General features: G+C 72.6%; 16 protein-coding genes, 1 pseudogene and 1 riboswitch. Of the genes and pseudogenes, 9 read left to right on the top strand and 8 right to left on the bottom strand.

The window, feature by feature from the left end; all coding sequences use genetic code 11:
• Nucleotides 1-13: 13 nt before the first annotated feature.
• On the top strand, nucleotides 14-3,739 hold the full coding sequence (locus tag ACQPZ4_RS34625; protein ID WP_433045184.1) for an NACHT domain-containing protein: 3,726 nt from the start codon (nucleotides 14-16) through the stop codon (nucleotides 3,737-3,739).
• Here ACQPZ4_RS34625 and ACQPZ4_RS34620 read toward each other — a convergent pair.
• The 3 genes and pseudogenes from ACQPZ4_RS34620 to ACQPZ4_RS34610 form a co-directional block, all read right to left on the bottom strand.
• The gene (locus ACQPZ4_RS34620; protein WP_433045181.1) at nucleotides 3,717-4,409 is read right to left on the bottom strand and encodes a class I SAM-dependent methyltransferase; all 693 of its coding nucleotides are present in this window, start codon (nucleotides 4,407-4,409) and stop codon (nucleotides 3,717-3,719) included. The genes ACQPZ4_RS34625 and ACQPZ4_RS34620 overlap by 23 nt on opposite strands.
• Nucleotides 4,402-5,178: a nucleotidyltransferase domain-containing protein gene (locus ACQPZ4_RS34615; RefSeq protein ID WP_433066772.1), complete on the bottom strand. Its 777-nt coding sequence runs from the start codon at nucleotides 5,176-5,178 to the stop codon at nucleotides 4,402-4,404. The genes ACQPZ4_RS34620 and ACQPZ4_RS34615 overlap by 8 nt, the downstream gene beginning before the upstream one ends.
• Before the next feature lie 63 nt (nucleotides 5,179-5,241).
• Nucleotides 5,242-5,901: pseudogene (locus ACQPZ4_RS34610) on the bottom strand (nucleotidyltransferase domain-containing protein); the annotation flags it as partial.
• Nucleotides 5,902-5,934: 33 nt separating this feature from the next.
• Nucleotides 5,935-6,035: riboswitch (glycine riboswitch) on the top strand.
• Between the two features lie 75 nt (nucleotides 6,036-6,110).
• On the opposite strand from ACQPZ4_RS34610, the gene gcvP reads away from it, so the two are divergent.
• Nucleotides 6,111-8,936, top strand: a complete 2,826-nt coding sequence (gene gcvP / locus ACQPZ4_RS34605) for an aminomethyl-transferring glycine dehydrogenase (protein WP_433045178.1) — start codon at nucleotides 6,111-6,113, stop codon at nucleotides 8,934-8,936.
• Nucleotides 8,937-8,957: 21 nt separating this feature from the next.
• Here gcvP and ACQPZ4_RS34600 read toward each other — a convergent pair whose 3' ends face one another.
• The gene (locus ACQPZ4_RS34600) at nucleotides 8,958-9,173 is read right to left on the bottom strand and encodes a DUF5999 family protein (protein ID WP_433045175.1); all 216 of its coding nucleotides are present in this window, start codon (nucleotides 9,171-9,173) and stop codon (nucleotides 8,958-8,960) included.
• Between the two features lie 133 nt (nucleotides 9,174-9,306).
• On the opposite strand from ACQPZ4_RS34600, the gene ACQPZ4_RS34595 reads away from it, so the two are divergent.
• Nucleotides 9,307-10,575: a chorismate-binding protein gene (locus tag ACQPZ4_RS34595; protein ID WP_433045172.1), complete on the top strand. Its 1,269-nt coding sequence runs from the start codon at nucleotides 9,307-9,309 to the stop codon at nucleotides 10,573-10,575.
• 19 nt (nucleotides 10,576-10,594) lie between these two features.
• On the top strand, nucleotides 10,595-10,945 hold the full coding sequence (locus ACQPZ4_RS34590; RefSeq protein ID WP_433045169.1) for a hypothetical protein: 351 nt from the start codon (nucleotides 10,595-10,597) through the stop codon (nucleotides 10,943-10,945).
• A 59-nt stretch (nucleotides 10,946-11,004) separates the two neighbouring features.
• Here ACQPZ4_RS34590 and ACQPZ4_RS34585 read toward each other — a convergent pair whose 3' ends face one another.
• The gene (locus tag ACQPZ4_RS34585; RefSeq protein ID WP_433045166.1) at nucleotides 11,005-12,255 is read right to left on the bottom strand and encodes an MFS transporter; all 1,251 of its coding nucleotides are present in this window, start codon (nucleotides 12,253-12,255) and stop codon (nucleotides 11,005-11,007) included.
• A 142-nt stretch (nucleotides 12,256-12,397) separates the two neighbouring features.
• On the opposite strand from ACQPZ4_RS34585, the gene ACQPZ4_RS34580 reads away from it, so the two are divergent.
• Nucleotides 12,398-13,069 (top strand): hypothetical protein, encoded by a 672-nt coding sequence (locus ACQPZ4_RS34580; protein WP_433045163.1) that lies wholly within the window; start codon nucleotides 12,398-12,400, stop codon nucleotides 13,067-13,069.
• Between the two features lie 780 nt (nucleotides 13,070-13,849).
• On the opposite strand, the gene ACQPZ4_RS34575 is transcribed toward ACQPZ4_RS34580, so the two are convergent.
• Complete coding sequence (locus tag ACQPZ4_RS34575; RefSeq protein WP_433045160.1) at nucleotides 13,850-15,862, bottom strand: prolyl oligopeptidase family serine peptidase; 2,013 nt, start codon at nucleotides 15,860-15,862, stop codon at nucleotides 13,850-13,852.
• 4 nt (nucleotides 15,863-15,866) lie between these two features.
• Nucleotides 15,867-18,137 carry a putative bifunctional diguanylate cyclase/phosphodiesterase gene (locus ACQPZ4_RS34570; RefSeq protein WP_433045157.1) on the bottom strand — a complete coding sequence of 757 codons (2,271 nt, stop codon included), beginning with the start codon at nucleotides 18,135-18,137 and terminating at the stop codon, nucleotides 15,867-15,869.
• A 97-nt stretch (nucleotides 18,138-18,234) separates the two neighbouring features.
• On the opposite strand from ACQPZ4_RS34570, the gene ACQPZ4_RS34565 reads away from it, so the two are divergent.
• Nucleotides 18,235-18,825 (top strand): TetR family transcriptional regulator, encoded by a 591-nt coding sequence (locus ACQPZ4_RS34565; RefSeq protein ID WP_433045154.1) that lies wholly within the window; start codon nucleotides 18,235-18,237, stop codon nucleotides 18,823-18,825.
• Nucleotides 18,826-18,947: 122 nt separating this feature from the next.
• The gene (locus ACQPZ4_RS34560) at nucleotides 18,948-19,694 is read left to right on the top strand and encodes an alpha/beta fold hydrolase (RefSeq protein WP_433045151.1); all 747 of its coding nucleotides are present in this window, start codon (nucleotides 18,948-18,950) and stop codon (nucleotides 19,692-19,694) included.
• A gap of 44 nt (nucleotides 19,695-19,738) precedes the next feature.
• Here ACQPZ4_RS34560 and ACQPZ4_RS34555 read toward each other — a convergent pair whose 3' ends face one another.
• A complete protein-coding gene (locus ACQPZ4_RS34555; RefSeq protein WP_433045148.1) occupies nucleotides 19,739-20,680 on the bottom strand; it encodes an ArsR/SmtB family transcription factor in 942 nt (313 codons plus the stop codon).
• Between the two features lie 63 nt (nucleotides 20,681-20,743).
• Here ACQPZ4_RS34555 and ACQPZ4_RS34550 point away from each other — a divergent pair, with 63 nt between their 5' ends.
• Nucleotides 20,744-21,724 carry an aldo/keto reductase gene (locus ACQPZ4_RS34550; RefSeq protein WP_433045145.1) on the top strand — a complete coding sequence of 327 codons (981 nt, stop codon included), beginning with the start codon at nucleotides 20,744-20,746 and terminating at the stop codon, nucleotides 21,722-21,724.
• Between the two features lie 165 nt (nucleotides 21,725-21,889).
• Nucleotides 21,890-23,794, top strand: coding sequence for a S8 family serine peptidase (locus ACQPZ4_RS34545; protein ID WP_433045142.1), 1,905 nt, complete (start codon nucleotides 21,890-21,892; stop codon nucleotides 23,792-23,794).
• Nucleotides 23,795-24,167 lie beyond the last annotated feature (373 nt).

Here is a 24,167-nt window from a genome sequence, read left to right as displayed (position 1 = left end):
ATAGGTTCGGCGGATGCCTCCCAGATCGAAGCCGGTCACCGCGATCACGTACGCGGACGTCCGCCGGATGGTCGCCGACGAGCCCCCGGCGCTGCTGGCCGCGGCGGACGGACTGATCACCGCGAGCCTCGCGCTGTCGCCGGTGGTGCTCGGGCATCTGGCGGTACCACTGCTGAGTCTGTTCGATCTGAAGAGCGACGTCGTGCGGCTGGCCGGCGACCTCGCGCGGCGCGTCGCCCGGCGCGGTGAGCGCTTCCTCGACCGCTCGGAGTCGCTCGCGGCCGCGCACCTGCTGATCACCCACACGGCGTTCTGGGCCGCGGCCGACGACGAGCTCGGCGAGCTGCTGCGCGCGGCCGAGATCGACGACTCGCTCATCACCCGCGGCTCGGGCGCCCAGCGCTGGACCGGCGAGGACGCGTACGCCGGGCTGCCCCCGGTCTCGCTGCCCCATCCCACCGCGCGCTTCGCCGACGAGGACGAGCAGCGGCGGGCGATGTACAGCGGCATGCGCTTCCGCCTCGCCGCCCGCGTCCGGGAGAGCGCCGCCTGGCCGGCGTGGGACGACTGGCGGCGCGACCAGTTCCTGGCCGGCTGCGACGCGCTGCCCGGCCTGGCGATGCGGCACTACTACGCGCAGTACCTCGACCTCATGCTGGCCAGCCACGACTTCTTCACCTGGGCCGCCGCCTACGAGCACGCCAAGACCCAGGCCCTGGTGGTGGCGGAGACCGCCGCCATCGACTCCCGGCTCGGGCGGGTCCTCGCCGCGGTGGAGGGCGTCGACGTCGGCCTGCACCGCCTCGCCGCCGCGCTCGCCCCCGGCGGGGCGGTCCCCGAGGCCTTCGCCGACGTCGTCGACGCGCTCGCCGTCGCCCACGAGCGGCAGGCGGCGGAACCGGTCATCGTCGACGCGTTCGTGCCCCGGCCCGGCGAGGCGGCCCTGCGCTACCCGGCCCGCATCGACGCGTTCGTCCCGCAGGCCTACCGCGAGCTGCGGTACCCCGACACCCGCATCAGCCTCGAGGACGAGCGGCTGTGGGCGGGGCTGACGCACCGCGACGACGTGGCCGCGGCGGTGGTGCGGGCGCTCGACTCGCCGTACAGCATCACCGCCCCGCTGCTCGTGCTCGGCCATCCCGGCTCGGGCAAGTCGCTGCTCACCGAGGTGCTCGCGGCCCGGCTGCCGGCGGGCGGGTACCACGTCGTGCGGCTCAAGCTGCGCGACGTCACCCCCGGCACGCCGGTCCAGACCCAGATCGAGGAGCAGATCCGGCTCGACTCCGGCCGCGCCGTGAACTGGGCCGAGCTGGGCCGCGCCCTCGCCGGGCAGCCGATGCTCGTCATCCTCGACGGGTACGACGAGCTGCTGCAGTCCAACGGCCAGGTCTTCGCCGACTACCTGCAGCAGGTGCACGCCTTCCAGCGCCGCGAGCTCGCCCTGGACCGCCCGGTGCGGGTCCTCGTCACCAGCCGCGTGACGCTCATCGACAAGGCCGCCGTCCCGCCCGGCACCGCGGTGCTGCGGCTGGCCGAGTTCGACCCGGACCGGCAGCGCACCTGGGCCCGCGACTGGAACGCCCTCAACGCCGGCTACTACGAGCGCACCGGCGTGCGCCCGTTCACCCCGCCCGCCGACCCGGGCCTGCGCGACCTGGCCGGCCAGCCGCTGCTCCTGCTGCTGCTGGCCATCTACGACTCGCAGGCCAACCAGCTCGGCGACGCGGCGCTCGATCGCACGTCGCTGTACCACAGCCTGCTCTCCCGCTTCATCGAGCGCGAGCTGACGAAGGGCGACGCGGCCGCCGCGGCCTGGTCCGCTCTTGCCGACGCCGAGCGGCGCGCCGCCCTCGACCGCGAACTCGACCGCCTCGGCGTGGCCGCGCTGGGCATGTTCAACCGCCGCGCGGTGCACATCAGCCGCGCCGACCTGGGCGCCGACCTGGAGTACCACGGATCGTTCCGGCTCGTCGAGGGCGGCACGTTGAGCCCGGCGGACACGCTGCTGGGCAGCTTCTTCTTCATCCACGAGTCCCGCAGCCGCTCCGGCGACCCCGACGACTCCTCCCGCGGCGCGGCGGCCTCGTTCGAGTTCCTGCACACCACCTTCGGCGAGTTCCTCACCGCGGACCTGATCCTGCGCCGGATCGTGCTCCTGGCTTCCCAGATTCACGTGTACCGCACGAGCCCCCTGCTGGCCGCCGACCTCTCCGCCAAGCTCGCCGACCCGGGCGACGCCTGCTGTGCCGCGCTGTCCTTCGAGGCGCTGCACCACCGCCCGCTGGTCGCCCAGATGCTGCGGGAGTGGCTGCCGCACCGGCTCGCGGCGGCCTCGCTCGCCCCGGCGGACTTCACGTCTGCGCTGCACGCCGTGGTGGAGCGGCAGCTGTTCCTGGCCCTGCACGCCGCCCCGCCGCGCTGGTTCACCGAGGGTGCTGCGCGGGCGCCATATCCGGCCCTGCCGATGCTGGGTTCCCTTTCGGTGTACAGCCTGAATCTCGTCGTGCTCAGCGCGGTCCTCGGCGGGATCGCCGTGGCGGACACGCCCTCCGACGACGCGACGTCGGACTGGGCGCGGCTCACCTCGCTGTGGCGCTCCTGGTTCCCGTCGAAGTCCCTGGTCGGCCTGGCCGGCGTCATCCACGGCACCCGCAACGGCGCGACCGTCGAGTTCCACCCGGCTTCCGGGGTCGAGTACGGCGGGCCGGAGGTGGCGCGGGACGCGGTGTACGAGGCGGCGGTGGTCGCGGTCGGGCTGGCCGACGACCTGACCGCGGGGCTGGCCACGTACTTGGTCGGCCGCTCGGAACCGGGCGGCCACGGCATGATGCGCCGGGCCCTGGACTTCCTGGACTCCACCGGGTTCGACACCCACTGGGAGCGCCTGGCTTTGGACATGCGCGAGGGCGGCGTGCTGCCGGCGCTGCTGGACGTCGTGCCCAACGCGGCGCTGGCCGATGCCGTCCTGCTCGCCGGTTCTCAGGCCCTGCCGCAGGCCTGGGAGCCTCCGGGCGCGTTCTCCGAGCTCGAGCGCCTGCCGTCGGTCGATGCCGGCACGCTGATCGGCATGACGGCGGCCATGGACCCACTCTGGCTGATCAACCAGCTGGGGGTGTTCTCCCGGCGGGACCTGCCGATGCGGTCGCCGGTCGCGGGGGCCCTCCTGCGCGCCGCGCGGCACGGCAATGCCTGGCCGAACCCGCCCGACCTGGCCCTCGACGGGGCCGCACTCGATGCTGCGGTGGAGTACGCGCTCATCCTCGCGCAGGCCGGCCGGGACCTCGGCGCCGTCGACCGGACGATCGCCGGGGTCGCCGGTGCGCCCGAACGGCTGGCCGCGCTGCCCGAGGAGACGTGGCTGGAGCTGTTGCGCCTCGTCGACCGCCTCCCGCGCACCGGGGCGGCCCTGCTCGGGGCCGGCGCCGGCTCGGCCGTCGAACGTCGCGCGCTGGCCCGGCTCGTCGTGGATCCACAGGCGTGGACCGACGACAACTGGATGGCGTTCGAGGTCGCCGGCGCGGTCGGCCCGCCGGTGATCGCCGTGCTGCTCCGGGCGGCCCGCCGGCATGGCGTCGCGCGGACCTTCGTCGAGTTTCTGGAGCTGGCCGAGGACGACCGCCCCGGCATCCGGCGCCGGCTCGGCCTCGCCGCGGAGCCGTCCTCGTCCGACCCCGACCTGCACGGTGACCTGGAGTGGCTGTGGCGGGATCTCGGCCCTAGCGGAACAGCGCAAGCGTGAAGTCGCCGCCGTTCGGGTGGTAGCTGTGGTCGATCCGCCAGCGGTCGGTGAGGGCTGCGGCGAAGCGGGCCAGGACGGCCGGGTCGGCGTACAGCTCGTCGGGCGCGCGGGCCTCCGCGGGGCGCTGGGCGCTGAGGAAGGTGACGGCCACGGCTCGGCGGGAAATGTCGTACGCCTGTTCTAACGTGCTGAGGTAGTAGAGGGGATCTGCCGGGTCGGCGAACTGGAAGATCCCGCTGGCGAAGACGTAGTCGTAGCTTCCGCCGGGGGCCTGGCTCGGAGGGAGCAGCGACACCCCGGGGACGCCGCGGGACTCGGCCAGGGCGACCATCCGCGGGTCCAGGTCGACGCCGGTGTAGGTCAGCGGGAGGTGCATGGCGCGGAGGTGGAAGTACAGGTCGCCGGGGCCGCAGCCCCAGTCGAGGACGGTGCCGCCCGCATAGCCGGCGGTGCGGGTCAGCGCCTCGAACCGCACGTGCTGCAGCTCCTCGCTGCCCCAACCGGCCACCCGCCACAACGGGCCGTCCAGCCCGGCGTGGAAGGCGGCGATCGTCTCGGCCCGCCCGGTCCGGGCTCGGTCCGGCCCGCTTGGGTCCAGCCCGTCGTCGTCCAGCCCGTCGTCGTCCAGCGCGGTGGGCTCTGGCACGGTGGGGTCCGGGGAGTCAGGCATCGAGCGGCTCCGCATGGGTGAGGAGTTCGGCGGCGGTCCTGGCCAGCCGTACGCGGATCAGCAGGTCGTTCAGGGCCGGGCCGGCCGAGGGAGCTTCGGGCAGGTGAGACGCGTCCCGCGCCGCCTCCAGCTGCGCGGTCAGGCGTTCCACGTCCGCGGCCAGACGCTCCGGCGAGACCAGGGACGGCGGCAGGGCGTCGTGTTCGCCCGCCCGCTTCGCCTCGATCAGGTCGGGGACGTACGGGAGGGTGTTCAGCACGCGCAGGTCCGCCTCCAGGTGGCCGGTCCGCATCAGGTGGATGCCGGTGTGCAGGACCCGCAGCGTGTACAGGGCCGGTTTCAGTTCGGCGGTCTTCGCGTACAGCTGCCATTGGGTGGTCGCGAAGCCCAGGTAGTGGCGGGCATGCCCAGCGGTCAGGCAGTCGGCGGCCAGGGACTTCAGCTCGTCGTGCAGCGGTGACGTGCGGACCACCAGCGGCGACAGCAGCTGCTCCAGGACGTAGCCGTTCGGGCGGAGCAGGAGTCGGATGAACTTCGCCAGCTCCTGGCTCACTACGTCCAGCTCCATGCCCTCCCGCATGCCGTCGATCTGGACCGTTTCCGGGCCGGTGTCCACGCCGACCACCTCGTGCAGCGGCAGGATGTGGCACGCCCGCAGGTCCAGGTCCGAGTCCACCGACGCGAAGCCGTACAGGTGGGCGCCGCTCACCGTGGCGAACGCCAGCGGGTACGGGTGCTCGTCGGCCACCTCGCCCGCCCACGCCGGGATGCCCTCCGGAACGGCAACGGGGACAGCAGCAGCAGGGGCAGGAGCGGCGGCCACCGTCGCCGTGCCGCCACGCAGGGCGGTCAGGAAGCGGTCGACCGCCGCGCGGTCCGGGTCCTCCGGCAGGCGGGACGCCGCCTCGGCCGCCCGCAGGCCGGCGCTCAGCGAAGCAGCCAGGGTCTCGAACTCCGCCCAGCCGAGCTCCCCGCGGCGGATGGCCAGCAGGTCGTCCCGGAGCGCGGACACGTCCACCAGGACCTCGCCCGTGCGCAGGACGTGGGCGCCCGCGCGCAGGAGGCGGATCATGTGCATGGCCTGCTTCCAGTTGACCTCGCCGGTGCGGTTGCGGGCGGCGGTCAGGCGGTCGAGCTGGTTGCGGGCGTAGTCGCCGTACGTGCGGGCGGCGCGGCGGGACAGGAACGCCGGGCGCAGGTCCAGCAGCGCCCGGCCCGCGTCCGTGAGGTGCTCGACCAGCGGCGAGGACAGGCACTCCCACACGGTCGGGTTGGCCGCCAGGGCCAGGGTGCAGGCGCGCTCGACCTCCCACGAGAACTGCTCGGGAAGCGGGCCCTCCACGTGTGTGGGAGGCTTGTCCAAGGACCAGAACGCGGCCGTCGGGGTCTGGAACACGCCCCTGCGATCGGTGTCGGAACCCGGGCCGGCCAGGCCGTACGCGCGGGAGCCGACGATCGCGGAGTAGATCGTGTGCTTCGCCACGATGGTCAAGTCCTGCACAGTTGGTAGGGTAGGTGTGCCGGCAATACCCGTGCGGGAGAGATCGCTGCGTGTCACGCGGCAGCGGCGCCGAAGGGGCAAATCCTCCCCGGAACCTCTCAGGCACAAAGGACCGCATCGGGTTGGCACCTCTGGAGTAAGCGACAGAGGGGGAGGACGCGCATCCGTCCGCCCCTGTCCGCGACCCAGAGAGTGTGGCTATGTCCAATTTTGCCGCGCGGCACATCGGCCCCAGCGCCGACGAGCAGGCCCGCATGCTCAAGACCGTCGGGTACGAGACGGTCGAGGAGCTCATGAGCGCCGCCATCCCCGGCTCGATCCGGTGGCACCAGCCGCTCGACCTTCCGCCGGCCGCGTCCGAGGCCGAGGTGCTCGCCGAGCTGCGGGCGCTCGCGTCGGCGAACCGGCCGCTCGTGTCGATGATCGGCGTCGGGTACTACGGGACGCACACCCCGCCCGTGATCGTGCGCAACGTGCTCGAGGACCCTTCGTGGTACACGGCCTACACGCCGTACCAGCCGGAGATCTCTCAGGGGCGCCTCGAGGCGCTGCTGAACTTCCAGACCGTCGTGGCCGACCTGACCGGGCTGCCCGTCGCCGGTGCGTCGCTGCTGGACGAGGCGACCGCGGCCGCGGAGGCGATGACGCTCGCGCGGCGCTCGTCCAAGGTCAAGGCCGACGTGTACGTCGTGGACGCCGACGTGCTGCCGCAGACGCTCGCCGTGATCCGGACCCGGGCCGAGCCGCTCGGCATCGAGGTGCGCGTGCTCGACCTGGGCACCGATGAGCTTCCGGAGGCCTTGTTCGGGCTGCACCTGCAGTACCCGGGCGCGTCGGGCGCGGTCCGCGACCACGAGGCGATCGTCGCCGAGGCCCACGAGCGGGGCGCGATCGTCACCGTCGCCGCCGACCTGCTGGCGCTGTGCGTGCTGCGCGAGCCGGGCGCGATCGGCGCGGACGTCGCCGTCGGCAGCGCCCAGCGCCTCGGCGTGCCGATGGGCTTCGGCGGCCCGCACGCCGGCTACATCTCGGTCCGCCAGGGCCTGGAGCGCACCCTGCCCGGCCGGCTCGTCGGCGTGTCCAAGGACGCGGGCGGCGCCCCGGCCTACCGCCTCGCGCTGCAGACCCGCGAGCAGCACATCCGCCGCGAGAAGGCGACCAGCAACATCTGCACCGCGCAGGTGCTGCTCGCCGTCATGTCCAGCATGTACGCGGTCTACCACGGCCCCGACGGGCTGCGGGAGATCGCGGCGCGCACCCACGACATGGCCGCCCGCCTGGCCGCGGGGCTGCGCGCGGGCGGGATCACCGTCGAGCACGGTGCCTTCTTCGACACGGTTTCCGCTCTGGTACCGGCTGAGGCCGATCGAATCGTCGCCGCCGCCGCGGAGCGCGGGATCAACCTCCGGCGCGTCGACGCCGACCGGATCGGCATCGCCTGCGACGAGACGACCACCTTCGGCCATCTGCGCGACGTGCTCGCCGCGTTCGGTCTGGCGCACGCCGACGTCACCGAGCTCGACACCGCCGACGCCGTGCCGGCGGAACTGCGCCGCGCGTCGGCGTACCTCACGCACCCCGTGTTCTCCAGCCACCGCTCCGAGACGGCGATGCTGCGGTACCTGCGCAGGCTCTCGGACAAGGACTACGCGCTCGACCGCGGCATGATCCCGCTGGGCTCCTGCACCATGAAGCTCAACGCGACGGCCGAGATGGAGCCGATCACCTGGCCCGAGTTCGCCGACGTGCACCCGTTCGCGCCGGTCGGGCAGACCCAGGGGTACCGCCGGCTGATCGACGACCTCGAGCGCTGGCTGGCCGAGGTGACCGGGTACGACGCCGTGAGCCTGCAGCCCAACGCCGGTTCGCAGGGGGAGCTGGCGGGGTTGCTGGCGATCAGGGGGTACCACATGGATCGCGGTGACACGGACCGCGACATGTGCCTGATCCCGTCGAGCGCCCACGGCACCAACGCGGCGAGCGCGGTCATGGCCGGCATGCGGGTCGCGGTGGTGGCCTGCGACGAGCTCGGCAACGTCGACCTCGCCGACCTGGACCGCAAGATCGAGCAGCACCGCGACCGGCTCGCGGCGATCATGGTGACCTACCCGTCGACGCACGGCGTCTACGAGACCGCGATCGCGGAGCTGTGCGGCAAGGTCCACGAGGCCGGCGGGCAGGTCTACGTCGACGGCGCGAACCTCAACGCGCTGCTCGGCTTCGCCAAGCCCGGCAAGTTCGGCGCGGACGTGTCGCACCTGAACCTGCACAAGACGTTCTGCATCCCGCACGGCGGCGGCGGCCCGGGCGTCGGGCCGGTGGCGGTGCGGGCGCACCTGGCGAAGTACCTGCCCTCGCACCCGTTCCTGGCCGAGTCGGCGCCGGTCGGCCCGGTGTCGGCGGCCCCGTTCGGCTCGGCCGGGATCCTGCCGATCCCGTGGGCGTACCTGCGGCTGATGGGCCCGGACGGCCTGACCCGCGCGACGGCGACGGCGGTGCTGGCGGCGAACTACGTGGCGGCCCGGCTGCGCGAGCACTACCCGGTGCTCTACAGCGGCGCGGAGCACCTCGTGGCCCACGAGTGCATCCTGGACCTGCGGGGGATCACCCGGGTCAGTGGCGTGACGGTGGCCGACGTGGCCAAGCGGCTCATCGACTACGGCTTCCACGCCCCGACGATGTCGTTCCCGGTCGCCGGCACCCTCATGGTCGAGCCGACCGAGAGCGAGGACCTGGGGGAGCTGGACCGCTTCTGCGACGCGATGATCGCGATCAAGGGGGAGATCGACCAGGTCGCGGCGGGCGAGTGGCCCGCCGGTGACAACCCGCTCGTGAACGCGCCGCACACGGCGGCGGTGGTCACGGCCGATGCCTGGGAGCACGCCTACCCGCGGTCGGTGGCGGCGTACCCGAGCGCCTCGGCGCGCGAGGCGAAGTACTGGCCGCCGGTCCGCCGGATCGACGACAGCTACGGGGACCGCAACCTGGTGTGTGCGTGTCCCCCCACCTCTGCTTACGAAGAGTGATGCCTGCGTAGCTACGCAGGGTTACCGGGGTCCGGCGCCGACGAGGGAGTGCGGTGCCGGGCCGCGGTGCGGCTCGATCACGGAGCAATCGGGCAGAAGCTCGCCGGTGTCCTCGAAGACGATCACGCCGTTGCAGAGCAGGCTCCAGCCTTGCTCGGGGTGGCTGGCCGCGGTCCGTGCGGCCTCGCGATCGCTGTCTTCGGCGGTCGGACAGGGGGGCTGGTGCTGGCAGAGCATCGGGGGTCTCCGATTTGAGAGGTTCAGTTGAGGCCTGTGTGGTTGTTCACATGACCAGTGATGCACGCTACTACGGCCAACGACACTATTCCGAACATGTGACGGCACAACTTGGGGATAATCCACCCTTTGTATGAGCACACTAGGACCGGTTGTCGGGTACGGGCTCGGGACTGTGGATCTTCACCCACCCGGGCTACCCGCGGCGTGTCGCGGACGTATCTGGGAGCGCTCCCGGCTTGAATGGTACGCCCGCGACGGCGGAGACCCACTTCAATTACTTTCCGGGTTCGCGGCGTCGCACGGCGTACAAATAACGGACATCTCGGCGTCACCCACGGTCACCAATTCGTTCATGTGTGGGATTTCGGTCCTGCTGTCGCCACCCTGGGTAACACCCTCGCCGGCACCCTCCGTGCCCGATCTGGTCGCCGTGGCGTACTCCCACGACTCACCCCCAGCCTCCCGCGGCCCGTCCGGGTGGCCGCGGACAACGCGTGCGACGCGTGAAAGCCTCACGTTCAGTTCGCCATTCGCTGGAAGCGACATTTCAGGTGTGTCGGATAAATCGGGCGGAATGTATCTCGGCCCGTGGACGCCGAGTTGGACCGAGGCCGAGCACGCGGCCGCGGTCGACGGCGTGCGCGCGGCGATCGCCCGCGGCGACGTGTACGTGGTGAACCTGGTCGGCCACGCCAGCGCGCCGCTGTACGGCGACCCTGCTTCGGCCCTCACCCGCGTCGCGGCGCTGCCGGGCGCGCGCTACGGCGGCGTCCTGCGCGGCGAGCGCTGGTGGGTCGCGACCGCCTCCCCGGAGACCCTGGTCGCGGTGACCGGCGGCCGCGCGGTGACCCGCCCGATCAAGGGCACCCGCCCGGCCACGGCCGCCGGCCGCACGGAACTCCTGGCCTCGGCCAAGGAGCGCGCCGAGCACGTCATGATCGTCGACCTCGAGCGCAACGACCTCGGCCGCGTGGCGGAGGTCGGCTCGGTCCGCGTCGACGAGCTGTTCGCGCTGCGCCGCTGGTCCGGCCTGTGGCAGGCCGAGTCGACGGTGAGCGCCCGGCTCGCCCCGGGCGTCGGCCTGGCCGACCTGCTCGCCGCGGTCTGGCCCGGCGGCTCGGTGACCGGCGCCCCGAAGCGCGCCGCGATCGAGGTCGCCACCCGCCTCGAACCGGCCGGCCGCGGCCCGAGCATGGGCGCCATCGGCTGGATCGGCCACGGCCCGCGCGGCGAGATCGAGATCGACCTCGGCCTGACGATCCGCACGGTCGCGGTCGCCGACGGGCGCGCGCACCTGTGGGCCGGCGGCGGCATCGTCTGGGACAGCGACCCGGCCGCCGAGGTCGCCGAGGCCGCCGCGAAGACCGGACCGATCAAGCGGGCACTGCGCGGCCGCTGACTGCTTCTATGCTCGGGCCATGCCGCCGCTCAACAGCCGGATGCTCGGACTGCTCGACGAGGTCCTGCACGACGAGCGTACGACGGTCCGCATGATCGAGGCGGCGGGCCGGGCCATCGCCGCCGAGGCGCGGTGTCACCTCGCCGTTCCGGCCGACGACAAGCGGCCCAACCACGAGCCCGCCGGCGTGGTGACCGCGCGGGCGATCGCGTTCGCCCGCCGGATCGGCGACCTCGTCGTGCTCGAGGACGAACTCGCCGCGGCATGGGCCGAGCGGCGCGCCGGGCGGCTCGGCAATGAGGCGTTCGAGGCGGCCCTCGATCGCGTCGCGGCGGCCCTCGACGCGTGGCGACCCGACCTGTCCGGGTGATCGCTAGCGGTGGTCGCGGTGCAAGGTTGTCGTAGGCGGCGACCTGGTGCTGGCTGCGGCTACGCGGCGGTGAGGGCCAGGTCCTCGGCGACGAGATGGCGGCGGGTGTTGCGGCGGTAGCGGTACACCTGCACGGCTCCGAGGGCCCACAGCAGGTACTGCACGGCGAAGGCCCACCGGAAGGCGCCCAGCGACGGATGCTCCGCGCCCGGCGGGGTCTGCACGTCCAGCAGCACGCCGATGGCGACGATCAGGACGATCGAGGCGACGAAGCTGCCCACGTTGACGATGCCGGTGGCGCCGCCGATGCGGGTGGCCGGGTTGAACGAGCGGGCGTAGTCGAAGCCGATCATGGAGCCGGGGCCGCTCGTGGTCAGCACGACGATCAGGGCGGTCAGCACCCACAGCGGGGCTCGGCCGGGCCACAGCAGCACGACGGTCCAGGCCGCCGCGGAGGCGCCGACGATGGCCAGGACCAAGGTCGAGCGATGGTACGGCAGCCGCCCGCAGAAGTGGCCGACCAGCGGGCCGAGCACGATGCCGCCGACGGTGAGCAGGGAGAGCAGCAGCGCGGCGGTGTCGGGGGCCAGGCCCTCGCCCTGGGTCAGGAACGGGTACCCCCACAGCAGCGCGAACACGCCGCCGGGGAAGCCGGTGACGAAGTGCGTCCACAGGCCCAGCCGGGTGCCGGGGTGCGACCAGGAGTGGCGCAGGCCGAGCTCGCGCTTCGCCGCCGGGGCCGGCTCCTCGTCCGGGTCGGGACGGTCGCGCAGGGTCAGCACGACGAGCAGGACCGATACGGCGCCGAGGCCGGCCGCGGCCAGGAACGTCGCCGTCCAGCCGGTGTGGCGGAGCAGGAGCACCAGCGGTACCGCAGAAGAAAGAGCGCCGAGCTGCCCGACCATGCCCGTCAGCTGGACCATGAGGGGGTTCTTGCGGGGCGGGAACCACAGCGCGACGATGCGCAGGACGCTGATGAACGTCATCGCGTCACCGATGCCGATCAGGACGCGGGCGGCGATGGCCGTGCCCACGTCACCGGCGAAGGCGAAGACCAGCTGGCCCGCGAGCATCAGGGTGCCGCCGGCGACGAGCAGGCGCCGGGAGCCGAACCGGTCCAGCAGCACGCCGACCGGGATCTGCATGCCGGCGTACACGGCGAGCTGGGCCACCGAGAGCATGGACAGCAGGGCGGTACCGACGCCGAGACGATCGGCGGCCTCGACCCCGGCCACGCCGAGGCTCGAACGGTGGAAGACGGCGACGATGTACGCGAGGAGCCCGACGCTCCACATGAGGTAGCGGCGCATAGCAACATCGACGCTATCGACCCGGGGGTGACTTGCGGGGCGGACTGTGACGCCCTCAACTGTGCGTTTGCACTCACCACCTACGCTGTCGGGGTCTGCTTTGCCGTACATCGGGGTCTGCTTTGCCCTTCAGAGGACCGCCATGACCGAACCGACCGCCCTGACCGAGCGACCGATCGCGTGGGAGCACTCGGGCGACGGCGAGTTCCCGTACCACGCCGAGGTCGACGGCCGGACCCTGACCGTGCGGGTCAACGACTTCCCGGCGGAACCGCTGTACACGCTCATCGTCGACGGGGCGGAGCACGCGGACCTCGACGACTGGCCGCGGGTGTGGCGGCGGCCGCCGGTACCGAATCATCTGCTGGACCTCGTGGCGCGGCCGGTGACGACGGACCTGCTGGGGACCTGGGCGCGGCGGATCTGCGGGGTGACGACCGAGCACGCGGCCGAGGTGGCGGCGTTGCTGGGCCTGCCGGCGCCGACGGTGGACGACCTGGGGCGGCTCTTCGTGCACCCGGCGCCGCCGGGGACCGCGTGGCTGCGGCTGCACATGAACGAGCGGGCGGGGCTGGGGTCGGTCGAGCTGCGCTTCGCCGGACCTGGGTTGACGCGGGCGGAGCTGGACGGGTGCTTCGGGCGGAGCGAGAACCTGCCGCGGGTGCACTGGGACTCACCGCACGTGACGGCGCACCGGATCACGACGCCGGACGCGCCGCTGTCGTGCACGCTGTTCGCGTCGTTCCACCTCGACCCGGGGCCGGAGGAGCATGCTTTCGAGGTGTCGCTGCGCCGGGACTACGCTCGTCACTGAGCGGTACTTGAGGCGTGACGCTCCGGTCACCGAGGCGAGATCGATTAGGTGGCGTCGGATAAACTCAGGTCAGCAAAACAGAGCCCGGGGCCACCACCGACCGGCAGCAGTGTGCGCCTGAATCCGCAGCTTGGCGCTTATGGCGGCGACCCACGAGGTCGGCGTCCGTGCAACGCCCGGCCGCCCGAATCCGCGGCCACAGCTCACGCGGAAGGCCGTAGCTCACGTAACCCGCCGCCACCTCGTAACCCGAGGACCTGACCCCCGCTCCGTTGCAGCAGCAACCGGCGGTCCAGCTGCCGGTCCATCCGCAGCCGTCGCTCCGGCAACCGCCGCTCAGCGGCGGCGGGTCCAGTGGTGGCCGGTTCAGCGGCGGCAGGTCCGGCGGCGGCAGGTCCGGCGGCGGCAGGTCCGGCAGCGGCGGGTCCAGTGGTGGCGGGTTCAGCGGCGGCGGGTTCAGCAGCGGGCCGGTCCAGCGGTGGGCCGGTCCAGCGGTGGCCGGTTCAGCGGTGGCCGGTTCAGCGGCGGCGGCCGCAGTCGGCAAGGACGGCGCGAGGGCTGCGGTGGCGACGAAAGCGCCACGGAAGCCCACCTGCAGCAGTGTGCGCCGGGCTCGCCGCCCGAACCCCGCGGCCGGCGACGGCGCTGGCCCAGCCCCGCTGCGTGCCGGGCAGGCCACGTGCAGGAGCCGGGCCGGATTGACGTTCCGCCGGCCGCGGGAGCGGGTGCGGTCTTGAGGGGGTGTGGGTGGAGCGAAGCTCCCCCGCCTGCCTTTGGAGACTAGGCGAGGGTCCTCCACAGGAACTCGAACGCGAGGGCCCACTTGAAGGCCATCTGCGTGTTGTCCGCGGCGCCGCCGTGGCCGCCCTCGATGTTTTCGTAGTACGTGACGTCTTTGCCGTGTTCGCGCAGCAACGCGACCATCTTGCGCGCGTGGCCGGGGTGGACCCGGTCGTCGCGCGTCGAGGTGGTGATCAGGGTCGGGGGGTACGGGACGCCCGGGCTGACGTTCTGGTACGGGGAGAACAGGGACAAGTATGCCCAGTCGTCGGGGTTGTCGGGGTCGCCGTACTCCGCGATCCAGGACGCGCCCGCCAGCAGCAGGTGGTAGCGGCGCATGTCGAGGAGGGGGACGGCGCAGACCAGGGCGCCGAAGAGTTCGGGATAGCGGGTCAGCATGACGCCCATCAGCAGGCCGCCGTTCGAGCCGCCCTCGGCGCCCAGCTGGGCTCGGGTGGTGATGCCGCGTTCCACCAGGTCGGCGGCTACCGCGGCGAAGTCCTCGTAGGCGCGGGGGCGCTTGTCGCGCAGGGCGGCTCGGTGCCAGGCCGGTCCATACTCTCCGCCGCCCCGGATGTTGGCCACGACGTACGTGCCGCCGCGGGCGAGCCAGCCGCGGCCCACGATCGAGTTGTACGACGGGACGCGGGAGACCTCGAAGCCGCCGTAGCCCGAGAGCAGGGTGGGGGCGGGGCCCGTGTCCGGGCGGCCTACGACGAAGTACGGGATCTGGGTGCCGTCGGCGGAGGTGGCGAAGAACTGGCGGGTCTCGATGCCGTCCGACTCGAAGTACGACGGGCCCTGTTTCAGGATCGAAGGCGGGGTCGAGCCGAGCACGCCGTGGCGCAGGGTCGGGGGCAGCGTGAAGCCCGAGGACAGCAGCAGGTACTGCTCGTCCCTGTCCTTGTTCGTGTGCCACACGTCCGTCTGGCCCAGTTCGCTGCCCAGCACGCTGCGCTCCCACGAACCGTCCACATAGGACAGGAGCTCCAGCCGGCTCCGCACGTCCGCCAGGAGGACCAGGATCAGGCCCTCGCGGGTCCACTCGGCGTAGCTCAGCGACGTGTGCGGGTCGGGCGTGAACAGCACCGTCAGCGAACGGTCGCCGGCCAGGTACGCGTCCAACGGCGTGATCAGCAGGGTGCCCGCGGGGTGGGTGGCGCCGCCGGCCTGCCAGTCGGTGCGGACCCGGATCAGCAGCCACTCGCGGTGGACGTCGACGCCGGCGTCCTCGGGGACGTCGAGCTCGGTGAGATCGTCGCCGATCAGGAGGTACCGGCGCGCGTTGAAGAAATCGGTCGCCTGGCGCACGATCGCGCGGCGGAACGGCACGCTCGGGTCCGCCGTCGCGCGAACTGACACGTCGTCGGGGGAGCCCGCGAACACGACGGGTGCGTCGGCGACGGGGGTGCCGCGGCGCCACGCGCGGACCTGCCGCGGATAGCCGGAGGAGGTCATCGAGTCGGGCCCGGTGTCGGTACCGACGAAAACCGAGTCGGCGTCGATCCAGGAGACGCTGCTCTTGGCCTCCGGCAAGGTGAAGCCGTCCTTGACGAACTCCAGGGTGTCGAGGTCGAACTCGCGCACCACGGACGCGTCGGCGCCGCCGCGGGAGAGGGCGACGAGGCAGCGGTGCTCGCCGGCGAGCGGGCCGCTGCGCAGGTAGGTGGCGCCCTGCCAGACCCAGTTCTCACCCTCGGCGTCGGCGAGGGTGTCGAGGTCCAGGACGGTCTCCCAGTCCGGGGTCTCGCTCCGGTACGACTCGAGCGTCGTGCGCCGCCACAGCCCGCGCTTGTGCGTGCCGTCCTTCCACAGGTTGTACACGCGCTCGCCGTGCCAGGCGATCATCGGGATGCGGTCGTCGGCGTCGAGGACGGCGCGGATGCCGTCGTACAGCTCGGTGAACCGCTCGCCGCCCGTCAGTTCCGCGGTCGTCGCGGCGTTGCGCTCGCGGACCCAGTCCAGCGCGCGGTCGCCGAGCACGTCCTCGAGCCACAGGAAATCGTCAGGCATCGGATCAGTCTGACCGACCGCCGACCGGTTCGCCCACCCGTTCGCGGGAGCGGAGCCGGCCGGCGAACGTGCTCGCCGGCACCGCCTTGCCCCACAGCCACCCCTGCGCCAGCGGTACCTTCAGCGCCACCAGCACGTCCCGCTGCGCCGTCGTCTCCACGCCCTCGGCGACCACGGCGAGGCTCAGCGCGCTGCTCATGGCGACCACGGCCCGCACGATCTCCTCGTCCTCGGTGCTGGTGCCGAGGCCGCCGACGAACGAGCGGTCGATCTTCACCCCGGTGACGGGATGGCGGCGCAGGTACCCGAGCGCCGAGAAGCCGGTGCCGAAGTCGTCGACGGAGATGCGCACCCCGAGCTCGCGCAGCCGCAGCAGGAGCCGCTCGGTGAGCTCGCCGCCCTCGACCATGACCGACTCGGTGATCTCCAGCACCAGGTTGCGGGCGGGCACCCGGGCCTGGGTCAGGATCGCCGCCACCCGGTCGGGGAAGGCGGCGTCGCCGAGCTGGCGGGGGGAGACGTTCACCGACATCCAGAAGTCCTCGTCGACGACGCCCTTCTCGCGCCAGCGGGCCAGCTGCAGCACGGACTCGCGCAGCACCCAGGCGCCGAGCGCGGAGATCAGGTTGGCGTCCTCGGCCACGGCGATGAACATGTTCGGGCCGATCCAGCCGCGCACCGGGTGCTCCCAGCGCACGAGGGCCTCGGCGCCGACCGTGCGGGTGCCGAGCCCGTCGGTGAGGTCGACGATCGGCTGGTACGCGATGGCCAGCTGCTCCTGCGCCACGGCCGCCCGCAGCGCCACCTCGATCTCGACCCGCTCGCGCACCGCGTCGCGCATCGAGGCGTCGAACACCGTCCAGCGGTTGCGGCCCTGCTCCTTCGCCTGGTACATCGCGGTGTCGGCGTCGCGCATGAGCGCCTCGGCCGTGTCGTGCCGGTCGGCGCGCACGATCCCCATCGACGCCCCGATGACGACCTCGGCCGTCGGTCCCTCGCCGCCGCCGACGACCAGCAGCGGCCGCTCGACGCACTCCATGATCCGCCGCGCGCCGGCCATCGCCTCGGGCTCGGTGCAGCGCTGCACGATCACGAACTCGTCGCCGCCGACCCGGGCCACGGTCGCCTCGGCGGGCAGCGCGTGCCGCAGCCGCGCGCCGACCTCGACGATGAGCCGGTCCCCGGCCGGGTGCCCCCACGAGTCGTTGACCAGCTTGAACCCGTCCAGGTCGAGGTAGAACATCCACACGTCGCCGGTCCCGCGCTCGGCGAGGCGGCGCTCGACCATGAGCTGCAGCAGGCGCCGGTTCGGCAGCCCGGTGAGCGGGTCGTGGGTGGCCTGATGCTCGAAGCGGCGCTGGGCGGCGGCATGGCTCTGCACCGCGTCCGAGGCCCGCACCAGCAGCAGGGCGACGATCGCGGCACCACCGGCACCGAGGATCCAGCGGGAGAGGGGGGTTTCGTGCGGCAGCAGTACCGTCAGCAGGAACGGAGCCGCCACCGCCGGCCCGATGATGAGCATCCGGGCCGGCGACCAGGCCTGGATCGGCAGCGGGGTGGCCTGGGCGAGCGCCTTGGCCGTCGGGTGCAGCGCCGCCGCCCCGCTGATCGTGAACCCGAGCAGGAACGGCAGGTCGAGCAGGCGCGATCCGGTGAGGTCGCCGTGCCGGCCGATGATCGCGTACCCGAGGTCCCCCGCGAAGATCAGCAGGATCATGGCGCCGAGGAACTGGAACGAGCGCTGCCGGACCGCGGTGGTGAACGCCATGTTCACCCCGAGCAGCAGCAGGATGATGTCGAGGATCGGGTACCCGCCGGCCAGCACGCTCACGAGCGCCGGGCGGCCGGAGATGGCGATCGCGGGGAGTACGAACAGCAGAGCCGAGGTGATCGCCGCGCCGATGCACACGATCAGCCCGTCGAGCAGCGCGTGCCGGTTGATCCCCCAGCGGTTGAGGAACACGAGCATCCCGGCGATGAACAGCCCGAACCCGCAGATGGAGAACGCGTCGCCGAGCTGCCCCAGCGGGTACGGCCGGGTGATCACGAGCGCCCGCACGACGATCCCGACCAGGAAGAACAGGGCGGCGGCGGTGAGCAGCCGCCAAGGCCTTCGGGGCCGCACGTCGTGCAGCCGCGGCCCGGCCGCCCAGGCCACCGCCGTCAGCCCGCCGACAAGCGGAAACGCCAGCCCGGGGAGCACGTCGAACGCCCACAGCGCGGAGGCCGTGAAACCGATCCCGAGCAGGCCCATCCATAGCCGGTCCCGCACCATGAGCCCTTGATCGGCGCGAAAGTCCCGGAGCTTAACGTTTCTTTTTTGCGTACCGCGCAATCTTGCGTGTCGCGCATTTGTTGCTACGCTTGGGGGCATGGAACCGGGTCTGCGCGAGCGCAAGAAGCAGGCGACGCGCCGCGCCCTGGCCCTGGCCGCGCTGCGCCTGACCGTCGAGCGCGGCTTCGACGGCGTGCTGGTCGAGGACATCGCGGCCGAGGTGGGCGTCTCGCCGCGGACGTTCAACAACTACTTCTCCTCCAAGGCCGAGGCGATCTGCGCCCTGGCCGTGGACCGCGCCCACCGCGCGGGCGAGGCGCTGCGGGCCCGGCCCCCGGACGAGCCCCTGCGCGCGGCGATCGAGGCCACGATGCTGGAGGAGTTCGCGGGCGGCGCGGTCCCGGACCACGTGCCGGACCGGGTCTGGTTCGCGGGGCTGCGGATGGTGCTGGCGAATCCGGCCATGCACGGGGAGTACCTGCGCGTGCGGGCGGCGATGCAGGAGTCGCTGTCGGCGGCGATCGCGGAGCGGCTGGGCCTGCCCGTGTCGTCGCTCATGCCGGACGTGGTGGGCGGGGCGGTGGCGGCGGCCTGCGACGCGGCGACACACCGGTGGCTGCATGCCGATCCGCCGGTGCCGTTGCAGCCGCTGGTGCTCGAGGCGCTCCGGCACCTTGCTGAGTTCTGAACTTGTCCGACATATGTCGGGCGCTGGCGCGCCGCGACATATACGCATTTATCGCCTGTCAGGCGAAAAGTCCGATAAGTCTGATCACGGAGTGTCGGACTTATCGCAATAAGGAGGGGCAAATGCACGTAGAAGTCACGGGGTCCGGTCCGGCGCTGCTGCTCATCCCTGGCGGCACGGGCGACGCGGCCACCTTCTTCCGGCTTGCACTGCCGGAACGGACGCTCATCGCGTACGACCGGCGCGGGTTCAGCCGCAGCGCCGGCGACGAGGGCGGCGGCGACTACGACCGGGACGTCGAGGACGCGGCGGCGCTCATCGAGGGGCAGGCCGACGTGTTCGGCAGCAGCTCCGGGGCGATCGTCGGGCTCGGGCTGGCGGCTCGCTACCCGGAGAAGGTGCGGCGGCTCGTCGCGCACGAGCCGCCGCTCGCGGCGCTGGTCGAGGACGGCGCCGCGGTCCGGGCCGGGTTCGAGGAGGTCGTCGCGGTGTACCGGGAACACGGGGCCGCGGCGGCGATGGAGCGCTTCGGCGAGGTGACCGGGCTCGGGTCCCAGCCGCCGCTGCCGCCCCGCCAGGCGTTGCCGGCCGACATCGTGGCGATGCTCGACCGGATGGCCGGCAACGTGGGGTTCTGGATCGAGGGCGAGCTTCGGCGGTACACCGCGATCGTGCCGGACCTCGACGCGCTGGCCGGGCGCGTGGTGGTGGCGGTGGGGGACGCGTCGGGCGAGCAGTTCCCGGCCCGGGCGGCCCGCGCGCTGGCGGCGCGGCTGGGCACCTCTGTGGAGGAGTTCCCCGGCGGGCACACCGGCTACATCGAGGAGCCCGCGCCCTTCGCGAAGCGGCTCCGGGAGGTCCTGGCCTAGTTTCCTAGGACGCGGTAGACGGCGTGAGCCGTGCTTGAAAAGCGTCAGCCCATCGAGTTGAGGCGCTCGCCGAGATCCGTGTGCCGATAGTGCAGCCTGCGGCCCGAGCGGGCGCCCACGATCAGGCCGGCGTCCCGCAGCGCGGTGAGGTGGTGCGACGCCGTGGCCGGGGCCAGGCCGAGGCGCTCCGCCACGTCCCCGGTGCTCGACGGCGTCGTCAGCAAGGTCAGGACCGCTGCCCTCGTCGCGCCCAGCAGCGCTGCGAGGGGAGCGGGCGGCGGGGGAGCGGCGGCGAAGACCGCGCCCGCGGCCCGCGGCGGGTACCACAGGGCTCGCCCGGCGGTCGAGTCCATGATCCAGGCCTTGGTGGTGAAGGCGGTCGGCAGCAGGAACAGCGGGTGGCCGTCCAGGGACCACGGCCGGGACTCGCCGTCCTTGAGGTAGTCCAGCTGCAGGGCGTCGGGGTTCCAGCGCATCCGCGGGTGCAGGCCGTCCAGGAGGCGCTCCGGGCCCGGGAAGGCGGCGGTGTTCAGGCGGTGGGCGATCTCGTTGTCCGCGGCCGCGCGCAGCCGGGGCCAGAGGTCGGCGAGGGCGAGCGTGAAGTACCGGCGGATCTGCATGACCAGCGGCGGCAGGAGGGCGGCGGGGTCGTCGACCTCGATGCCGCACGCGTCCAGTTCCGCCGCCACGCGGTCCGGGTCGGTGGCCGCGATGTCGGCGAGTTCGGCTTCGAGGGTGGGGCGGGCGGTGCGCGGTACCGGGGTCAGGAAGTCCGCGATGCCGCCGCGCGGGGCCGACACGATCCGCCAGAAGACGTCCAGCTCGTCGGTGCGCCGGTCGAGGCGGGTGCGCCAGCGGGCGTAGGGCCAGACATCCGAGCGGGCGCCGTTGCGGGCCGCGAGGGCGCTCGTCACGACCTCGGCCATCGGGGAGTGGGCGAAGCGCAGCCGGAGGAGGTCGGCGGGGACGAGCTCGAGGCGCTTCACGGTTCCATTCGAGCACGGTCGAACGGCTTCGGCGAAGGGTAATCGCGGTCATAGCGTCGTGGCATGCAGTACACGAACCTGGGGCGCTCGGGATTGAAGGTGTCGCGGCTCTGCCTGGGCACGATGAACTTCGGCTGGCAACTCGGCGAGGACGACAGCCACGCGATCCTCGACGCGGGGCTGGCCGCGGGCATCAACTTCGTCGACACGGCCGACATGTACGGGGCGCGGGACTACGAGGGGACGGCGGAGACGTACATCGGGTCGTGGTTGGCCAAGACGGGGCGGCGCGACGAGGTGGTGCTCGCCACCAAGGTGTACCAGCCGATGGGGGACGGGCCGAACGACCGCGGGTTGTCGGCGCGGCACATCGTCGCCGCGTGCGAGGCGTCGCTGGCGCGGCTGGGCACGGATCGCATCGACCTCTATCAGATGCACCACGTCGACCGGGGTACTCCGTGGGAGGAGATCTGGCAGGCGATGGACCGTCTGGTCGCGCAGGGCAAGGTGTTGTACGTCGGCAGCTCCAACTTCGCCGGCTGGCACCTCGCGGGCGCGCAGGCGGCGGCGATGCGGCGGCACTCGCTGGGGCTCGTGTCGGAGCAGCTCAAGTACAGCCTGCTGACGCGGGCGGTGGAGCTGGAGGTGGTGCCGGCGGCGCAGGCCCTCGGGATCGGGCTGCTGCCCTGGTCGCCGCTCGCGCAGGGGCTGCTGTCGGGCGCCGTGCGCAAGCACCGCGAGGGCGCGGCCGGGCGGACGACGACGCACGCGGCGGCGCGGGTGGCCGAGCATTTCGAACAGCTGCAACGGTACGAGACGTTCTGCGACGAGCTCGGCCTGCACCCCGCCGCCGTGGCGCTGGCGTGGCTGCTGGGGCGGCCGGGGGTGACGGCGCCGATCGTGGGGCCGCGGGTTCCGGAGCAGCTGGCGGTACCGGCGCAGGCTCTTGAAGTGACGCTCGACGATGACGCTGTGGCGCGGCTGAACGAGCTGTTCCCGCCTGTGGGCAACGGCGGGCCGGGGCCGGAAGCCTGGGCCTGGTAGGTGTCGGGTGTTTTGTCTGCGCAGGTCGCCGGGGGTCTGACAGGGCTGAGGAAATCCTGTCGGGCGAACGGTGCGAAGTCGTCGCGGGCTAGTGACTTTGCGTGGTGGGCAGCCCATCGTGATCTCTCGGATGCGTTCCGTGCTCCACGGATGGGGAGATGGTTGATGGAGAAACCGAAAGCGGGCCGGCGCTGGGGCGCGGCGGCTGTGGCGGCGGCGATCGGGGCCCTCGGGGTCACCGCGCCGGCCGCGGCGGCGCTGCCCGGCGACGGGTCCGCCACGAAGCACGCCGGCGGGGGATTCCTGGCCGACGAGTGGCCGGCGACGGCCGGTACCACGCTGAAGAGCGTCCGGTCGATCGTGCGGGCCGACACCGGCTCGGCGGCGTCGCTGACCGGGCAGGGCGTCGGGATCGCGCTCATCGACACCGGCATCGCGCCCGTCACGGGGCTGCCGGCCGGTCAGGTCGTCAACGGCCCGGACCTGTCGTTCGAGTCGCAGTCGGCGCAGCTGCGCTACCTGGACACCTTCGGCCACGGCACGCACATGGCGGGCATCATGGTCGGCACCGACAGCGCCGGCGGTACCGTCGGGCTGGCCCCCAAGGCCAAAGTGACCTCGGTCAAGGTCGGCACCGCGACCGGCGCCGCCGACGTCACGCAGATGATCGCGGCGATCGACTGGGTCGTGCAGAACCGCAACTACGATCCGGCCAACCCGATCCGGGTCATCAACCTCTCGTACGGCACGGCGGGCATGTCCGCGCAGAGCGTCGACCCGCTGATGTACGCCGTCGAGCAGGCCTGGCAGGCCGGCATCGTGGTCGTCATCGCGGCCGGCAACGACGGCAGCACCACCCAGGTGCTGACCAACCCGGCGATGGACCCGTTCGTCGTCGCCGTCGGCGCGTCGACGACCAAGCAGACCACCACGACCGGCGACGACGAGCTGGCCACGTTCACCAACGGCTCGACCGCCTCCCGCAAGGTCGACGTCCTCGCCCCCGGCGAGTCGATCGTGTCGCTGCGGGACGTCGGCTCGTACGTCGACCAGACCTACCCCAACGCCCGCGTCGGCGACACCGGCTTCAAGGGCTCCGGCACCTCCCAGGCGGCCGCGGTCGTCTCCTCGGCGGCGGCCCTGCTCCTGCAGCAGCGCCCGAGCCTGACCGCGGACCAGGTGAAGGCCCTGCTGGTGAACGGCGCCACGGCCCTGACCACGGGCGCCGGCAAGGGCTACAAGGAGCTCAACGTGGCCGCCTCGGCCGCGCTGGGCACCCCGAACACCACGCAGGCGTACGCGAAGGGCACCGGCACCGGCTCGGTCGAGACCGCGCGCGGCGGCAACCACCTGACGGTGGACGGCGTGGCTCTGACGGGCGAGCGGACCATCTTCGGCCCCTTCAACAACGCCGCCTGGGCGTCGCTGGCGGGCCAGAAGCAGTCCTGGAACGGCGGCGTCTGGATGGGCTACCGCATGGCCGGCGACACCTGGACGGGCGACGGCGGCTCGGGCGGCACCGGCCAGATCGCGGGCCTCGCCGGTAAATGCATCGACGTGCAGAACCGGATGAACACCAACGGCACCCCGATCCAGCTGTACGACTGCAACAACACGCCGGCCCAGTACTGGCAGCTGCAGTCCGACGGCACGGTCCGAGCCCTCGGCAAGTGCATGGACGTGACCGCCGCCGCGAACCAGAACGGCACGAAGATCCAGCTCTACGACTGCAACGGCACCGCGGCGCAGCAGTGGAAGGTCACCTCGTCCCGCCAGCTCATCAACGTCGGCGCGAACCGCTGCCTGGACGTGACCGACTGGAGTTCCACGAACGGCGTGCAGCTGCAGCTGTGGGACTGCCTGGACCAGGACAACCAGCGCTGGGTCCCGCCGTACACGTCCCGCACCTGGTCGGCGGCCACGTGGGCCGGCACCCCGTGGACGGGCACCGGCTCGTGGAGCGACCCGGAGTGGTCGGAGCAGTACTGGACGGGCCACTACTGGTCGGGCCACTACTGGAGCGGCCACTACTGGAGCGCCGACGACTGGTCGACGGCGGGCTGGTACTAGGCCTCACCTGGCAACACCGAGCACCACCGCACACCCGGCACCGGTCGTTCCACGGGGGACGGCCGGTGCCGCGGTGTCGACGTTGTCGAACACCCTGATCAGCGTGGGTCCGCACGCGTGTGCCGCTGCCAGCCGGACTTGCCCGCAGGTCGGCAGCGCGACCAGTGCCGCATGGCCGCGGCCGCCCGTCGTCTCGCGCAACGCGGCCATCTCGTCGCGGCGGTGCTGGAGGGGTGTCGCCGCCCGTCGCCGTGCTCAAGGCCGCCAGAAACAGCGCGCCCACGCCGGCGGGTAAGGCCACCAGCCCCCGCACGCACGTCGCGACGCCGGTTCCTCATGGCGCCATGGTGCCAGCCGGCCACCCGCGAACTCG

This window comes from Dactylosporangium sp. CS-033363 (genome assembly GCF_050942475.1).
Taxonomy (GTDB): Bacteria; Actinomycetota; Actinomycetes; order Mycobacteriales; family Micromonosporaceae; genus Dactylosporangium.
The sequence above is the reverse complement of the archived record's forward strand: the minus strand, read 5'-3'. Positions and strand labels throughout refer to the sequence as shown.

What these genes read in the sequence shown, in the direction of transcription:
- ACQPZ4_RS34625 (WP_433045184.1), top strand. Translation starts at nt 14, where the DNA reads ATGCCTCCCAGATCGAAGCCGGTCACCGCGATCACGTACGCGGACGTC.
- ACQPZ4_RS34620 (WP_433045181.1), bottom strand. Translation starts at nt 4,409, where the DNA reads ATGCCTGACTCCCCGGACCCCACCGTGCCAGAGCCCACCGCGCTGGAC.
- gcvP (WP_433045178.1), top strand. Translation starts at nt 6,111, where the DNA reads ATGTCCAATTTTGCCGCGCGGCACATCGGCCCCAGCGCCGACGAGCAG.
- ACQPZ4_RS34600 (WP_433045175.1), bottom strand. Translation starts at nt 9,173, where the DNA reads ATGCTCTGCCAGCACCAGCCCCCCTGTCCGACCGCCGAAGACAGCGAT.
- ACQPZ4_RS34595 (WP_433045172.1), top strand. Translation starts at nt 9,307, where the DNA reads ATGAGCACACTAGGACCGGTTGTCGGGTACGGGCTCGGGACTGTGGAT.
- ACQPZ4_RS34590 (WP_433045169.1), top strand. Translation starts at nt 10,595, where the DNA reads ATGCCGCCGCTCAACAGCCGGATGCTCGGACTGCTCGACGAGGTCCTG.
- ACQPZ4_RS34585 (WP_433045166.1), bottom strand. Translation starts at nt 12,255, where the DNA reads ATGCGCCGCTACCTCATGTGGAGCGTCGGGCTCCTCGCGTACATCGTC.
- ACQPZ4_RS34580 (WP_433045163.1), top strand. Translation starts at nt 12,398, where the DNA reads ATGACCGAACCGACCGCCCTGACCGAGCGACCGATCGCGTGGGAGCAC.
- ACQPZ4_RS34575 (WP_433045160.1), bottom strand. Translation starts at nt 15,862, where the DNA reads ATGCCTGACGATTTCCTGTGGCTCGAGGACGTGCTCGGCGACCGCGCG.
- ACQPZ4_RS34570 (WP_433045157.1), bottom strand. Translation starts at nt 18,137, where the DNA reads ATGGTGCGGGACCGGCTATGGATGGGCCTGCTCGGGATCGGTTTCACG.
- ACQPZ4_RS34565 (WP_433045154.1), top strand. Translation starts at nt 18,235, where the DNA reads ATGGAACCGGGTCTGCGCGAGCGCAAGAAGCAGGCGACGCGCCGCGCC.
- ACQPZ4_RS34560 (WP_433045151.1), top strand. Translation starts at nt 18,948, where the DNA reads ATGCACGTAGAAGTCACGGGGTCCGGTCCGGCGCTGCTGCTCATCCCT.
- ACQPZ4_RS34550 (WP_433045145.1), top strand. Translation starts at nt 20,744, where the DNA reads ATGCAGTACACGAACCTGGGGCGCTCGGGATTGAAGGTGTCGCGGCTC.
- ACQPZ4_RS34545 (WP_433045142.1), top strand. Translation starts at nt 21,890, where the DNA reads ATGGAGAAACCGAAAGCGGGCCGGCGCTGGGGCGCGGCGGCTGTGGCG.